Here is a 13,434-nt window from a genome sequence, read left to right as displayed (position 1 = left end):
AGTCCGCAACGCACGGATAGGGGCAGCCCCTCACGCAGCCGGGCGCAGCCACAAGGTGGCGAGTGGGGGAAGCGTCAAGGGGAGGGACGCGGGGCGGCCGTGAGCCGGCTCGGGCTCGATCCGGAGCGGGGTCGCATTGCCGACCCCGCTCCCCCCATAGCGGACCGCATCGGTGTTGAGGACCTCACACCACACGTCCCACCCCTCAGGAACCCCTAGGCGGTAGCCGCCCCGCACCACTGGACAGAAGTTGCAGACCGCCAGCAGCGGGCTCCCATCGGCGGCGAACCGCAGAAAGGCGATCACGTTGGCGTCCGCGGCATCCGCGAGCACCCAGGCGAACCCGGCGGGTTCGCCGTCCTGCTCCCACAGCGCCGCCGTCGCCAGGTACGCAGCGTTCAGCGCGCGCACCAGGTCGCGTACTCCCCGGTGATCGGGCTCGGCGGGGTAGGAGGGGTCCAGCAGCCACCAGTCGGGCCCGTGCTCCTCGGACCACTCGGCGCCCTGCGCGAACTCCTGCCCCATGAACAGGAGCTGCTTGCCGGGGTGGGCCCACATGAAGGCCAGGTAGGCGCGGTGGTTGGCGCGCTGCTGCCACCAGTCGCCGGGCATCTTTGCCACCAGCGACCGCTTGCCGTGCACCACCTCGTCGTGCGAGATCGGCAGGATGTAGTTCTCCGCGTAGGCGTACGCCAGCGAGAACGTCAGCTCGCCGTGGTGGTGTTTGCGGTGCACCGGGTCCTTGGCCATGTACTCCAGCGAGTCGTGCATCCAGCCCATGTTCCATTTGAAGCCGAAGCCGAGCCCGCCGAAGCCGCCCTCGCCGACGTGGTGGGTCGCGCGGGTCACCCCGGGCCATGCGGTCGACTCCTCGGCCGCCGTGATCACCCCGGGGCAGCGCCGGTGGACGGTGGCGTTCATCTCCTGGAGGAAGGCCACCGCTTCCAGGTTCTCGCGGCCGCCGTACACATTGGGCGTCCACTGCCCCTCGCCGCGTGAGTAGTCCAGGTAGAGCATCGAGGCGACCGCGTCCACGCGCAGCCCGTCGATGTGGAACTCCTCGCACCAGTAGACGGCGTTGGCGACCAGGAAGTCGCGCACCTCGCGCCGGCCCAGGTCGAACTCCAGGGTGCCCCAGTCAGGGTGCTCGGCCCGCGCCGGGTCGGGGTGCTCGTACAGCGGCGTCCCGTCGAAGCGGGCCAGCGCCCATTCGTCCTTGGGGAAGTGCGCCGGCACCCAGTCCATCAGCACCCCGATCCCGGCCCGGTGCAGCGCGTCGACCAGGTACCGGAAGTCGTCCGGGGTGCCCAGCCTGGCCGTCGGCGCGTAGAAGCCCGTCACCTGGTAGCCCCACGAGCCGCCGAACGGGTGCTCGGCGAGCGGCATCAGCTCCACGTGGGTGAAGCCCAGGTCCTTGACGTACCCGGGGAGTTGCCCGGCCAGCTCCCGGTAGGACAGCCCCGGCCGCCAGGAGGGCAGATGTACCTCGTACACCGACAGCGGCTCCCGGTGCGGTGCCGCGTCGGCGCGCGCGGCCAGCCACTCCTGGTCGTGCCAGACGTACCGCGAGGACTCCACCACCGATGCCGTGGCGGGCGGGCACTCGGTGCGCCGCGCCATCGGGTCGGCCCGCAGCGTGTGCGAGCCGTCGGGTCGCGCGATGTCGAACTTGTAGAGCGCGCCCGTGCCGACCCCGGGCAGGAACAGCTCCCATACGCCGGACGAGCCCAGCGAGCGCATCGGCGCCGCGGTCGGGTCCCAGTGGTTGAAGTCCCCGGCGATCCGTACGCCGCGCGCGTTGGGCGCCCAGACGGTGAAGCGGGTGCCGGCCACCGAGTCGACGGTCATCGGATGCGCGCCCAGCGCCCGCCACAGCTCCTCGTGCCTGCCCTCACCGATCAGATGCAGATCCAGCTCGCCGAGCGTGGGCGGGAACCGGTAGGGGTCGGCCGTGGTGATCTCGTCCTCGCCCGGTTCCGCGCCGTACCGGACCACGAGTTCGTACGCGGGCACGGAGTCCGGGGCCGACGGCAGGACCCCGCCGAACAGCCCGTCGCCCTCGTCCGCCAGCTCCACCCGCCACCGCCCGGCGACGACGGTGACGGCCCTGGCGTACGGCCGCAGCGTACGGATCACGACCCCGTCAGGCCCCGGGTGCGCGCCGAGCAGCGCGTGCGGGTCGTGGTGCGTACCGGCCAGCAGCCGGACTCGCTCCTCGTCGGGCAGTGGGGCCGGGGCCTCGGCCCTGCCGGGCTCGGACGGCGGCTTGTCGAGGGCCACGTGCTTCCTCCAGGTGGGACGGTGGCGAAGAATCGTTCATGCAGAGGGCGCGGAAGACGGTGCCGCCAGCCGCCGGACGGCGGAGAGCGGGATACCCAGCCACGCGGGCCGGTTGCGCGCCTCGTACAGCACCTCGTAGACGGCCTTGTCCGTCTCGTACGCGCGCAGGAGCACGGTCTCCTCGCGCGGGTCCCGGCCGCACGCCTCCGCGTATCCGGCGCAGTACGCCGCCCGGTTGGCAGCGGCCCACGCACGGGCGCGGGCCGACTCGGCCCCGGCCGCCGGGCCCTGGCAGGCGGCGTAGTCGAAGGAGCGCAGCATGCCCGCGATGTCCCGCTCCACGGGCTGCGGAGCGCGGCGCTCGGACAGCGGACGGGCGGGCTCGCCCTCGAAGTCGATGAGCGTCCAGCCCTCCGCACCCGCGCCGCCCTCATGGGCCAGCGCCTGGCCCAGATGGAGATCGCCGTGCACGCGCTGCGTGTGCAGCCCCCGGCCGTGTGCGCCGAGCGCGGCCAGCGCGCGGAAGGTCTCCAGCAGCGCCGCCCGGTACGGCCGCAGCGCGGGCACCGCCGCACTGGCCGCCTCCAGGCGCCCCGCCATCCCCTCCGCCGTCCGCTCCAGCTCGGGGCCGGTCAGGGTGCCGGTGGGCAGTGCCTCGGCCAGTCCGGTATGGACCCGCGCCGTCGTACGGCCCAGCGCGTGGGACGCCGCGGTGAAGTCCGCCCCTCGGGCTCGCGCGCGCAGCGCCAGCTGCCAGCCGTCCCGGGTGCCGGCCAGATACGGCTGGAGGATGCCCAGGGTGCGGTCGCCCACGTCGGCGGTCGACTCGAACCATGCCAGGGGTGCGGGGACGTGGGGGCAGCCCTGCCGGGCGAGCGCGTGCGTCAGCTCCAGGTCGGGGTTGATGCCCGGCTCCACGCGGCGGAACAGCTTCAGTATCGCCGCGTTGCCGTATATCACCGAGGAGTTGGACTGCTCGGCGTCGAGGGGGCGGGGGGTGGTGGGCCGCGCGGGGAGCGCGGCCCACCGCTCGGCCCGGAAGAAGCGCAGCTGTCCCAGGCTGCCCGGGGTACCCAGCCGTTCCAGCAGGAGGCTGGTCAGGCGTGGGTCCTGCAACGCCTCGTAGACGGACGCGCCGCGTAGCGGCCCTGTGGTGGGCCGCCCGATGAGGGCGGGCGCCAGCTCGGGTGGCAGTACCTCCCTGATGCCGAGCAGCAGTTGGTAGCAGTCGCCGGGTGGCGATACGCGGATCAGCAGATGCAGGAGTCCTGGGGCGCCGCCTCGGTACGGCAACAGTTCGGTGGCCGCCACCATTGAGAGGCCCTCGATCGGGCGCCCCTTTCCTGCGTACCACCGCTGGTGCGGTAACCAGGTCTGTATGACGTCTAAGCAACTGTCCGACATGGCGTACCTCTCCACAAGTTGCGTACCCGGCATGCTGGGCTGCGCTTGCCAGCCCTGCTCCCCCAGACTCCGTCCGGGAGGTACCCCCAGGGCGCAGACTGCCCAAGCACAGTGCAAGAGCTGGCCCTTCAGGGGCGCGGGGAACTGCTCCCCCAGCCTTCGGCCGGGAGGTGCCCCCACAGCCACAACACACCCGCAGACCGCACGCGGCAGCAAGGGGCAGCCCCTCATCAGGAGCGGCCTCATCAGCTCTTGCGCAGCCGGAACCAATAGAAGCCGTGGCCCGCGAGCGTCAGCAGATACGGGAGCTCTCCGATGGCGGGGAACCGGACCCCGCCGATCAGTTCCACCGGAACCCGGCCCTGCCACGCCCGCAGATCCAGCTCGGTCGGCTGCGGGAACCGCGAGAAGTTGTGGACGCACATCACCAGGTCGTCGCCGCCGTCGGGCAGTCTCAGCTCCCGCAGGAACGCCAGCACCGCCGGGTTGGACGAGGACAGCTCCTCGTACGAGCCCAGCCCGAAGGCGGGGTTCTGCTTGCGGACCTCGATCACCCGCCGGGTCCAGTGCAGCAGTGAGCTCGGCGAGCTCATGGCGGCCTCGACGTTGGTGACCTGGTAGCCGTGTACCGGGTCCATGATGGTCGGCAGGAACAGCCTTCCCGGGTCGCAGGAGGAGAAGCCCGCGTTGCGGTCGGGCGTCCACTGCATGGGGGTGCGGACGGCGTCGCGGTCGCCGAGCCAGATGTTGTCGCCCATGCCGATCTCGTCGCCGTAGTAGAGGATCGGCGAGCCGGGCAGGGACAGCAGCAAGGCGGTGAAGAGCTCGATCTGCTTGCGGTCGTTGTCCAGCAGTGGCGCCAGCCGCCGCCGGATGCCGATGTTGGCACGCATCCGCGGGTCCTTGGCGTACTCCGCGTACATGTAGTCGCGCTCCTCGTCGGTGACCATCTCCAGGGTCAGCTCGTCGTGGTTGCGCAGGAAGATGCCCCACTGGCAGCCGGAGGGGATGGGCGGCGTCTTGGCGAGGATCTCGGAGACCGGGTACCGGGACTCGCGGCGTACGGCCATGAAGATGCGCGGCATCACGGGGAAGTGGAACGCCATGTGGCACTCGTCGCCGCCCCTGGCGTAGTCGCCGAAGTAGTCGACCACGTCCTCCGGCCACTGGTTGGCCTCCGCCAGCAGCACCGTGTCGGGGTAGTGGGCGTCGACCATCCGGCGCACCCGCTTGAGGAAGGCGTGCGACTGCGGCAGGTTCTCGCAGTTGGTGCCCTCTTCGGCGTAGAGGTAGGGGACCGCGTCCAGCCGGAAGCCGTCGATGCCAAGGTCCAGCCAGAACCGCAGCGCGGAGATCATCTCGTCCTGGACGAGGGGGTTCTCGTAGTTGAGGTCCGGCTGGTGGGAGAAGAAGCGGTGCCAGTAGTACTGCTTGCGCACCGGGTCGAAGGTCCAGTTGGACACCTCGGTGTCGACGAAGATGATGCGCGCGTCCTGGTACTGCTTGTCGTCGTCGGCCCAGACGTAGTAGTCGCCGTAGGGGCCGTGCGGGTCGCGCCGGGACTCCTGGAACCACGGGTGCTGGTCGCTGGTGTGGTTCATGACGAAGTCGATGATGACCCGCATGCCGCGCTGGTGTGCCGCGTCCACGAACTCCACGAAGTCGGCGATGTCTCCGAACTCGGGGAGCACGGAGGTGTAGTCGGAGACGTCGTAGCCGCCGTCCTTCAGCGGGGATTTGAAGAACGGGGGCAGCCACAGACAGTCGACGCCGAGCCACTGGAGATGGTCCAGCTTCGCCGTGAGCCCTTTCAGGTCGCCGATGCCGTCCCCGTCGCTGTCCTGGAAGGAGCGGACGAGCACTTCGTAGAAGACGGCGCGCTTGAACCAGTCAGGGTCGCGGTCCTTGGCGGGTGTGTCCTCGAAGGTGTCGGGGACGGGCTCATTGACGATCATGAGTGGGTGACCCTCCGGTCGGTGAGGACGGTCGCAGGGTGAGGATGTGGGCCGCGGCTGGGGACTCACCTCCCGGCGTGAGCCGCACATAGTTGTCCCTGCCCCAGTGATAGGTCTCTCCGGTGAGCTCGTCGCGCACCGGGAAGGACTCCGCACCGCTCAACTGAGCGGCACTCAGTCCGGATGCGAGTCGCGTCATGTCCAACGACACCGTCGCCTCGTGGGTGTGGTGCGGGTCGAGGTTGACGACGACCAGCACGGTGTCGGGCGCTGTGCCGGAGCCGGGCGGGGTGGCGTGCTTGGAGTAGACGAGGATGCTGTCGTTGTCGGCGTGGTGGAAGTGCAGGTCCTGCAGCTGCTGGAGCGCCGGGTGGCGGCGGCGCAGCCGGTTGAGCGTGGTGATCAGCGGAGTGATCGAGCGGCCCTCGCGGTCGGCTGCCGCCCAGTCGCGGGGACGGAGCTCGTACTTCTCCGAGGACAGATACTCCTCGCTGCCGGGCCGCGCCGGCGTGTTCTCGCACAGCTCGTAGCCCGCGTACATGCCCCAGGTGGGGGAGAGGGTCGCGGCCAGCACGGCGCGGATCTCGAACGCGGGGCGCCCGCCGTGCTGGAGGTAGGCGTGCAGGATGTCCGGGGTGTTCACAAAGAAGTTGGGGCGCAGATAGGCGGCCGCCTCGCCGGTCAGCTCCGTCAGATACTCCGTCAGCTCCTGCTTGGTGTTGCGCCAGGTGAAGTAGGTGTACGACTGCTGGAAGCCGATCCGGGCCAGGGTGTGCAGCATGGCGGGGCGGGTGAACGCCTCGGCGAGGAAGAGCACATCGGGGTCGGTGCGGTTGATCTCGGAGATGACCTTCTCCCAGAACACCACCGGTTTGGTGTGCGGGTTGTCGACGCGGAAGATCCGCACGCCGTGGTCCATCCACAGCCGCAGCACCCGCAGCGTCTCGCGCAGGATGGACTCGGCGGCGGCCGGATCGTCGTCGAAGCTGAGCGGGTAGATGTCCTGGTACTTCTTCGGCGGATTCTCGGCGTGGGCGATCGAGCCGTCCGGCCGCTTGCGGAACCACTCGGGGTGCTCCTTGACCCAGGGGTGGTCGGGCGAGCACTGGAGGGCGAAGTCGAGGGCCACCTCCATACCCAGGCCGCGTGCGCGCGCCACGAAATGGTCGAAGTCCGCCATGGTGCCCAGGTCGGGGTGGATCGTGTCGTGGCCGCCGGCGGCGGAGCCGACGGCCCAGGGCGAGCCGACATCGTGCGCCGAGGCGGAGCGGGTGTTGTCCGGTCCCTTGCGGTGGGTGTCGCCGATGGGGTGGACCGGCGGCAGATAGACGACGTCGAACCCCATGGCGGCCACCGCGTCCAGCCGCTGGGCGGCCGTCCGCAGCGTGCCGCTGACCGGCGGTTCGCCCTCCCGCAGCACGGCGCCCTCGGAGCGCGGGAAGAGCTCGTACCAGGAGCCGAACAGCGCCCGGCGGCGCTCCACCTGGAGGGGGAGCGGCGGTGCGCAGGTGACGAGCTCGCGCAGCGGGTGGCGGTCGAGGACGGCGGTCACCTCGGGTGTGAGCGCCGCGGCGAGCCGGGCGGCCGCCGGCCTGGCGCTGTCGCGCAGCGCGGTGGCCGCCTCCAGCACGACGGACCGGCCGGCGTGCTCGGGGACCCCGGCGGCGGCGTGCTCGTGCAACGCGGCGCCCTCGGCCAGGACGAGTTCGGTGTCGATACCGGCCGGGACCTTTGTCCGCGCGTGCTGCCGCCAGGTGGTGACCGGGTCGCTCCACGCCTCCACCGTGCAGCTCCAGCGGCCCTCGGCCTGCGGAGTGACCTCGGCGCCCCAGCGGTCGGTGCCGGGCGCCAGCTCGCGCATCGGCGTCCAGGGGCCCCGCCGTCCGTCCGGGCCGCGCAGCACCACATTGGCGCCGACGGCCTCATGGCCCTCGCGGAAGACGGTCGCCGTGACCGGGACGGTCTGGCCCACCACGGCTTTCGCTGGACGGTTTCCGCACTCCACGAGGGGGCGGACATCGAGCACGGGAATACGACCGATCATGGGCTCACCTATGGGGCGTAACGGTGTATAAGGGGCGCGCTTCTGCGTACTGTGTCACCTGCGGAGGACTGCTGTCCGGGCGTGGGCATGACGGCTCCTGCCCCCGTCACTCGGGTGGCGGGGCGTGCCGGATACGGGCGGCGAGTCGATGACGTCCGACAAGTGCCGCAGTTCCCGACAGTACGTGATGATTCCGTGACCGCAAAGGGCGCTTGCGTGATCAAATCGCCCTGCAGAGGCGGGAGTTGAGCAGGCATATTGCCCCGGCAACACCCACCCGCGTACGCACACGAACGGGCCCCGCCCCCAGAAGGGGACAGGGCCCGTGAGCCGAGTGTCAGAACCGAGGCGATCAGCTGCCGGTGACGTTCACCGCGGTCCAGGCGGCCTTGACCGCCTTCACCTCGGCGCTGTCCTTGCCGTACAGGCCGGTGGCCGCCTTGATGGTCGCGTTGCGCGCGCCCGCGTAGTCCGTCGTCGACGTCATCTGCTCGGTCAGCGCCTTGAACCAGATCTGCTCGGCCTTCTTGATGCCGATGCCCTCCAGCTTGGAGCCGTCCTTGGTCGGCGAGTTGTACTTCACGCCGTTGACCTCACGCTCCCCGCTGCCCACGGACAGCAGGAAGAAGAAGTGGTTGGCGATGCCCGAGGAGTAGTGGACGTCCACATCGCCGGCCTCGGGGCTCCAGTAGTCCAGCGAGTCGCCGTCCTTGCTGGGCTTGTCCATGTAGCGCAGCGGGGTGCCGTCGCCGTTGATGTCGATCTTCTCGCCGACGAGGTAGTCCGGCACGTCCTCGGGGCTGTTGGCGTGGAACTCGACCGCGGCGGCGAAGATGTCGGAGGTCGCCTCGTTGAGGCCGCCGGACTCGCCCGCGTAGACCAGGTTCGCGGTGGTCGAGGTGACGCCGTGCGACATCTCGTGCGCCGCGACGTCCAGCGAGGTGAGCGGCTTCTTGTTGCCCTCGCCGTCGCCGTAGGTCATGCAGAAGCAGGAGTCGTCCCAGAAGGCGTTCACATAGCCGTTGCCGTAGTGGACCCGGCTGAGCGCGCCCTTGCCGTCGCCCGCGATGCCCTCGCGGCCGTGCACCTTCTTGTAGTAGTCCCAGGTCTCGCCCGCGCCGTAGTGGGCGTCGACGCCGGCGGTGGCCCGGTCGTTCGTGGTCCCGTCGCCCCAGACGTCGTCCTTGTCGGTGAAGACCTTGCCCTTGCCGCCCTGGCCGCCCTTGAGGTCGGAGGTGCTGTTGCCGCCCCGGCCGGTGTCGACCATCTTGAACTTGCCGGCCTTGCCGGAGGTGCCGATCTCGACCTTGCCGCTGTACTGGCTGTTGCCGCTGCCCTCCTTGATCCCCTGGAACTGGAAGAGCTTCTCGCCGGTCTTCGCGTCCGTGATCACGTGGAGTTCGTTGGGCGCGCCGGACTTCTGGAAGCCGCCGACGACGGTCTCCCAGGCCAGTCGGGGCTTGCCGTCGGCCGCCCAGACGATCTTCCGGGGCGCCTTGCTGCCCTTGGCCTTCGCGGTGGTGGGCTTGTGCGCGGTGGAGGCCGAGGTCTTCACCGCGATCTTCGCGTTGGTGGCCTTGGTGGCGCCGGTGCGCTTGCCGCCGGGGGACTTGTGGACCACGAGGTCGCCGCCGAGCACCGGCAGTCCGTCGTAGGTGCGCTCGTAGCGGACGTGGGTGGTCCCGTCCTTGTTCTTGATGACGTCCTTGACGTGGAGCTTCTCCTTGGCGCCGAGGCCCAGGGCGCGTGCGTCGGCGGTCTTCGCGGCCTCGGTGTCCGCCGCCTTGACCAGCTTGGTGTGCTGGGTCGCGGTCAGCTGCGCGGGCAGCGCGCCGTTCGCGGAGGTGGTTTTGCTGGGCGCCGCGCCTGCGGTTCCCGCGGTGACACCCGCCGCTACCAGGGCCGCCGTTGCGGCGAGGGCGGATATCCGCTGCTTGGAGGTGAGAGGTCTCACGTCGGTGGCTCCTTCTGCCATGGGGACCGGGCGGCATGGGCGATCAACCGTCCGGGCAGAACTGAAGTGCGGTGCGCGACACGGACGTACGAATGAAGGTCGTGCTGTTGTGCGAGTCCCGCGGCGCGTTCAGGTGAGCCTGCCATTTGCGACATGGGCATGTCACTGGGGCGTCACCGCTCTGATCACAGGTTGGCCAGATTCTGTTCGTTGATACGAAACCTGTGCCCGCATAGCGGACAAGTGGGAGAGGTGCCTCCGTCGGAGCGCCGGTGCCCGAGGGGTGACGGCGCTTCAGGTATCGGTCGCGTGCGACTCCGAGTCCGAGCGGGAGGGGTAGACGGTCTCCAGGACGGTGCGGACATAGCGCGCCGGGTCGTCCAGCCCGGTCGCCGCCAGCGTCCGCTCGCCCCTGGCCAGCAGATGCGGCAGCGCGGCGTGCATGGCGAGGGTGACCATGGCGGCGCGCTCCGGGGTGACGGGGAGCCCAGCGGCACGCTGCGCGGCCTCGAGCATGGTGAAGTCCGAGGCGGCCATCGGATCGATCACCTCGGCGAGCCACGGCTTGCGCGCCGCCTCCGCCTGGAGCTCCAGGCAGGCGAGCAGCCGGGACCTGCCGGGACCTGCCACGTTCTCCAGCAGGCCGGTCAGCAGCGCGTGCAGCCCCGCACGGCCGGACGGCGGCCCCGCGGCGGCGAGTTGGTCCGCGAGGGCGCGGTACTGCTCGACACACCGCTCCGCCACGGCGCCCAACAGCGCGTCGCGGCTCGGGAAGTAGTTCTTCGCCGTTCCCGGGGGCACCTCGGCCGCGGTGTCCACGGCGCGGTGCGTGAGTCCGCGCCCGCCCTCGGCGGCCAGCACCTCGATGGCGGCGTCCCGCAGCCGGTCGCGGCGGTCCGGATTCATCGCTGCTCTCCTCGCGGCTGTGCTCGAACGGGTGTTGGCGACACTACCCCAGGCGTGGTACCACAGGTGTGGTGGTCGGCTGTCTCGGGCCGGCCGGATGCCAAGGGGAGGCGTCATGCACAGCACGTCCGTACCGGGTGCGGCAGCACGCACAGCCGTGGTCGTCGGCGCGGGAGTCGGGGGACTGGCGACCGCGCTCGGGCTGCGGCGCGCCGGATGGCAGGTCACCCTGCTGGAACGGCGCACCGCACTGGAGCGCTACGGCACCGCGCTCGGCATCCACCCCACGGCGCAGACCGCACTCGGCCGGCTCTCGGCGGACGTTGCCGCGGCCCTGCACCGCAACGGCGTGCCCTACCGCACCGCCCACGTACGCAGGCCCGACGGCAGCGCGCTGGCCAGGCTGCCGCTGGACCGTATCGAGCGGAAGACCGGCCGCCCCGAACTCCTCATCTTCCGCCCGTACCTGATCGATGCCCTGGTCGGAGCCCTGGAGGCGTACGGCGACGTGTCGCTCGAGCTGGGCGAGCGCGTCGAGGACCCCGCCGGGCTCGCCCGCGACCACCACCTGGTGGTCGGCGCCGACGGCATCAACAGCGCCGTGCGCACCGCCTTCTTCGGCACGCGCAGCCGCCCCCGCCACGTCGGCACCGTCGCCTGGATCGGCACCGCCGACCGGGTGAGCCCGGTGCACGGCGAAACCTGGGGGAGGGGCCGCTTCTTCGGTATGACGCCCGTCGAGCCGGGACGCACCAACTGGTACGCCGTCGCCCCCGAAGCCACCACGGCCGACGAGCTGCGCGGACTCTTCGCCCGCTGGCACGACCCGATCCCCCGCATCCTGACGGAGACCGACCCGGCCGACCGGCTCCGGTACGAGATGCGTCACCTGTACCCGGCGCTGCCGTCCTTCGTGCACGGCGGCCGGGTTGCCCTCGTCGGCGACGCGGCGCACGCCATGACCCCCAACCTCGGCCAGGGCGCCTGCACGGCCCTGCTCGACGCCGAAGCCCTCACCCGCGCCGTCGAACGGCACGGCGAGCCGGGCGGACTGCCCGCTGCGCTGCGCGCCTACGACGCGGAACGCCGCCGCAGGGCGCAGCGCACCGCACTGGCCTCCCGTACTCTGCACCGCCTCATGACCACCCGCCACACCCGGACCCGCGACCGGCTGCTGCGCCTTACGCCGTGACCCGCACGGCCCCGGCGCGGCTCAGGCTCCTTCCTTCCGGTCCTTCCCGGAGGGGAAACCTCGCTCACACGTGTGATCGCGGTGTCCCCGCCGCACGCGCTTCGTTGGTCCGTTCGTCCGCGTGGGTTGGACAGCGGAAGAGCGCCGGGCAGCAGGCACGCACAGAAGCGGGGACGGTATGGGACGGGGCGCACAGCGCACGACGGCAAGAGATGGCGGGGTACCGCACAATCGCGCGCCCCGCGCGCGGCGCAGGCTGCGCGCCGTGGTGGTCGCTCTCCTGCTCGCGCTGCTGTCCGCCGCGCCCGTCGGGTGCGGTGTCATGGACGACTCCAAACCGCCGGGCGACGCCATCCGGGTGACGCCGCACGACGGGGCCGACAGCGTTCCCACCGACGCCCGGGTCGAGGTCTCCGTACCCGAGGGCGAGCTGCGCAGCGTCCGGATGCAGCGCCAGGGGAAGGACGCCGGACGGGCCATCGCGGGCCGGTTCTCCGCCGACCGGCGGCGCTGGCACCCGCTGCCGGCCTCCGACGCCAACGCCACGGGGCGCGGCGGTGCGGGGCGCGGCGACAAGTCGGTGCTGCAACTGGCCAGCACCTATGTGGTGGACGTGGTGGCCATCGACGGTGAGGGGGACCGGGTGATCCGGCACGCCACCTTCTCCACCCGCGTCCCGCCGCACCGCTTCGTGGGCTACTTCCGGCCGGAGGACCGGCAGACGGTGGGCACGGCGACGATCGTCTCGATCGAGTTCAGCCGCCCGATCACCGACCGGGCAGCGGTGGAACGCGCCATCAGCGTCACCTCCCGCCCCCGCGTGCCCGTCGCCGCGCACTGGTTCGGGCGCACCAGGCTCGACTTCAGGCCCCGTACGTTCTGGCAGCCGGGCACCGAGGTCGTCCTCGATCTGCGGCTGCGGGATGTGCGCGGGGCGCCCGGCGTCTACGGCACCCAGCGAAAAAAGGTGCGGTACACCATCGGCCGCGACCAGCGCAGCATCGTGGACGTACGCCGCCACACCCTGACCGTGCAGCGCGGCGGCCGCACCGTCGACCGGCTGGAGATCACGGCGGGGACGAAGAAGAACCCCACCTACAACGGTCTGATGGTCATCAGCGAGAAGTTCCCGGAGACCCGGATGAACGGGGACACCGTGGGCTTCGGCGGGGAGTACGACATCAAGGACGTGCCCCACGCGATGCGGTTGACCCGCAGCGGCACCTTCCTGCACGGCAACTACTGGGCGCCCCGGCGCACGTTCGGCGAGAAGAACACCAGCCACGGCTGTATCGGCCTGCAGGACGAGCGCGGCGGTGACGACAAGTCACCGGCCGGGCGGTTCTTCCGCCAGTCGCTCGTCGGCGATCTGGTGACCGTGCGGGGTTCGCACGACCGGACCGTGACCGCCGACAACGGGCTCGGCGGCTGGAACATGCCCTGGGAGAAGTGGGTCGCGGGCTCGGCCCTGAAGTGAGCCCCGGGCACTGCGGCATACCCGGCAGCCCGGGCGCCCAGGGCCTCGGCCTCCTTCCGCCTCCTTCCGGCCTCCCCAAAAACGCGACCGAACGGTGACCCGCGCGCGACGCTCCCTGTCACCGGTGTGTGGTTATCTAACAAGGCGGACGCGCGCTGCCTTTCCTGTGGCCTGGTCTCCCGTCGGAGCCCCACACGCCGGGCGGCGCGGCGTTGTGTTTTC

8 protein-coding genes are annotated in these 13,434 nt (G+C 71.0%); 2 read left to right on the top strand and 6 right to left on the bottom strand.

Annotated features, from left to right (window positions below):
- Positions 1-30 precede the first annotated feature (30 nt).
- The 6 genes from glgB to HC362_RS09405 form a co-directional block, all read right to left on the bottom strand.
- Positions 31-2,280, bottom strand: a complete 2,250-nt coding sequence (glgB, locus tag HC362_RS09430) for a 1,4-alpha-glucan branching enzyme (RefSeq protein WP_243083437.1) — start codon at positions 2,278-2,280, stop codon at positions 31-33.
- Positions 2,281-2,316: 36 nt separating this feature from the next.
- The gene (locus HC362_RS09425) at positions 2,317-3,684 is read right to left on the bottom strand and encodes a maltokinase (RefSeq protein WP_243083436.1); all 1,368 of its coding nucleotides are present in this window, start codon (positions 3,682-3,684) and stop codon (positions 2,317-2,319) included.
- A 245-nt stretch (positions 3,685-3,929) separates the two neighbouring features.
- Entirely contained in the window at positions 3,930-5,639 is a 1,710-nt protein-coding gene (gene treS, locus HC362_RS09420; RefSeq protein WP_209264639.1) for a maltose alpha-D-glucosyltransferase, read from the bottom strand.
- The gene (locus HC362_RS09415) at positions 5,626-7,683 is read right to left on the bottom strand and encodes an alpha-1,4-glucan--maltose-1-phosphate maltosyltransferase (RefSeq protein WP_243083435.1); all 2,058 of its coding nucleotides are present in this window, start codon (positions 7,681-7,683) and stop codon (positions 5,626-5,628) included. The genes treS and HC362_RS09415 overlap by 14 nt, the downstream gene beginning before the upstream one ends.
- Positions 7,684-8,035: 352 nt before the next feature.
- Positions 8,036-9,637 (bottom strand): M4 family metallopeptidase, encoded by a 1,602-nt coding sequence (locus HC362_RS09410; protein WP_243083434.1) that lies wholly within the window; start codon positions 9,635-9,637, stop codon positions 8,036-8,038.
- A gap of 294 nt (positions 9,638-9,931) precedes the next feature.
- Positions 9,932-10,543, bottom strand: coding sequence for a TetR family transcriptional regulator (locus HC362_RS09405; RefSeq protein ID WP_243083433.1), 612 nt, complete (start codon positions 10,541-10,543; stop codon positions 9,932-9,934).
- A 115-nt stretch (positions 10,544-10,658) separates the two neighbouring features.
- Here HC362_RS09405 and HC362_RS09400 point away from each other — a divergent pair, with 115 nt between their 5' ends.
- Both HC362_RS09400 and HC362_RS09395 read left to right on the top strand, forming a co-directional pair.
- On the top strand, positions 10,659-11,735 hold the full coding sequence (locus tag HC362_RS09400; protein ID WP_243083432.1) for an NAD(P)/FAD-dependent oxidoreductase: 1,077 nt from the start codon (positions 10,659-10,661) through the stop codon (positions 11,733-11,735).
- Between the two features lie 265 nt (positions 11,736-12,000).
- Complete coding sequence (locus HC362_RS09395; RefSeq protein ID WP_347568429.1) at positions 12,001-13,212, top strand: Ig-like domain-containing protein; 1,212 nt, start codon at positions 12,001-12,003, stop codon at positions 13,210-13,212.
- Positions 13,213-13,434 lie beyond the last annotated feature (222 nt).

Origin of the sequence: Streptomyces sp. 891-h (assembly GCF_022760275.1) — a bacterium.
Taxonomy (GTDB): domain Bacteria; phylum Actinomycetota; class Actinomycetes; order Streptomycetales; family Streptomycetaceae; genus Streptomyces; species Streptomyces spirodelae.
This window is presented reverse-complemented; position numbering and strand designations above follow the sequence as displayed.

Excerpts from the sequence above, each read along its gene's own strand:
- HC362_RS09425 (WP_243083436.1), bottom strand. The coding sequence starts at position 3,684 with ATGTCGGACAGTTGCTTAGACGTCATACAGACCTGGTTACCGCACCAG.
- treS (WP_209264639.1), bottom strand. The coding sequence starts at position 5,639 with ATGATCGTCAATGAGCCCGTCCCCGACACCTTCGAGGACACACCCGCC.
- HC362_RS09415 (WP_243083435.1), bottom strand. The coding sequence starts at position 7,683 with ATGATCGGTCGTATTCCCGTGCTCGATGTCCGCCCCCTCGTGGAGTGC.
- HC362_RS09405 (WP_243083433.1), bottom strand. The coding sequence starts at position 10,543 with ATGAATCCGGACCGCCGCGACCGGCTGCGGGACGCCGCCATCGAGGTG.
- HC362_RS09400 (WP_243083432.1), top strand. The coding sequence starts at position 10,659 with ATGCACAGCACGTCCGTACCGGGTGCGGCAGCACGCACAGCCGTGGTC.